Annotated in this window: 1 protein-coding gene and 1 pseudogene; both read left to right on the top strand. The window is 69.7% G+C overall.

Annotated elements, in window-relative coordinates; all coding sequences use genetic code 11:
• A pseudogene (locus tag KGA66_RS28865) lies at positions 1 to 553 on the top strand (type VI secretion protein); the annotation flags it as partial.
• 19 nt (positions 554 to 572) lie between these two features.
• A partial coding sequence (locus KGA66_RS28860; protein WP_498066746.1) for a type IV secretory system conjugative DNA transfer family protein occupies positions 573 to 1,685 on the top strand: 1,113 nt, incomplete at its 3' end.

Here is a 1,685-nt window from a genome sequence, read left to right as displayed (position 1 = left end):
GGACTTCACCGCCCCCATCCAGACCGTCGACCTAAGCCGCCTGGACGGACGCGGCGACGAAACCATCGCCATGACCCTGGCCTGCGTCTCCTCCTGGGGACAATCAGCCATCGACGACCCCGCCGGACCCGTACGCCTGGTCGTACGCGATGAACTGTGGCGCGCCATGCGCATCCCCGCCATGGTCCGCAAACTCGACGGCGACCTGCGCCTCTCCCGCGCCACCGGCACCATCCAGATCCTGGCCACCCACCGCCTCGCCGACTTCGAAACCGTCGGCCCCACCGGCAGCCCCGAAGCCGCCATCGCCGCCAACCTCATCGCCTCCTGCGACGTACGCATCTGCCTGGCCCAGGACACCGCACCCCTCACCGCCACCCGCGACGCCATCGGCCTCACCGAACCGGAATGTGCCCTGATCGCCTCCTGGGGCGCCGGGCACCTCGGCCACGCCCTGTGGAAGATCGGCCGCCACCACTCGGCGGCCGTCCGCCTGGAGCTGACCGCAGCAGAACGCGCGTGGACCTACACCAACCAGCGCATGACCGGCTGATTAAGGAGGCTGATCCACCATGGCCGCACACGCGAACGGCCCTTCCCCCGCCCGGCATCTCGTGCACGATGGCAAGGACATGCTCCTCGCCGCCGCCCTCGGGCTGTTCCTGCTCGCCGGTGTCGGGACCTGGTTGTGGGGCGCGACGGCGGCGCTGATCGCGCACGGAACTGTTCCCCGGATCCCCTTTTCTCAGAGCGTCTTGATCGCACTACGCTTGTCCGGCCGCGTTCGAGACCCGCGCACCGCATGGCCCGCCGCGGTGCGCGCCGACCTGCCCGGCCCGCTGCCCTTCTATGCAAGCGGCCTGTTACTACTCGCTCTGGTGTGCGTGGTCTGTTGGTTCGGCCTGCGGCTGTGGGCTCGATACAAGCGTCGCGCCGACGGCTTCGCCACCCGCAGGGATCTGACCGTGCACCTTACCGAGGCGGCCGTGTTGGCGCGCGGACCGGTCGTGCGGCCGAGCCTGGCGAAAACACTCTTCCGGCTCACCGACGTCGGGCTGCCCCTCGGCCGCTCCATCCCCGACGGCCTGCCACTCGCGGTGTCCTCCGAGGACTCCGTCCTCGTGATCGCCGCACCGAGGCAGGGCAAGACTTCGCAGGTAGTGATCCCATGGTTGCGCCGTTGGCCCGGACCCGCCCTGGTGACCTCGATGCGAACGGACGTGCTGCTGGCCACCGCCACCCTGCGCGCGAACCACGGCCCGGTCGCCGTCATGGCGCCCACCGGCATGACAACGTGGCCCGAGATCGTGCGCTGGTCGCCCACCTCCGGATGCACGAACCTGGACAAGGCCCGCCAGCGCGCTGAGGTCATGGTCACCGTCGGACGCAGCGAAAAACAGGACTCGAACAACGCCGGCTACTTCGGCGCCAACGCCGTCAACCTACTCACCCTCTGGCTACACGCCGCCGCCCTGACCGACCGCTCCATGCGCGACGTACTGACCTGGGCCCTGAACGACCGCGACGACACCCCCGTCAAACTTCTGCGCGACCACGAGCGCGCCGCAGCCGGCAGCGCCCACCTGCTCGACGCCCTCTACCGCACCCCACCCGAAACCAAATCCGGACTGTGGACGACGGTCCAGACCGCCCTGGCCCCGCTGCTGTCCCCCACCGCCCAGAAC

Source organism: Actinocrinis puniceicyclus (assembly GCF_018283645.1).
Lineage (GTDB): Bacteria > Actinomycetota > Actinomycetes > Streptomycetales > Catenulisporaceae > Actinocrinis > Actinocrinis puniceicyclus.
This window is presented reverse-complemented; position numbering and strand designations above follow the sequence as displayed.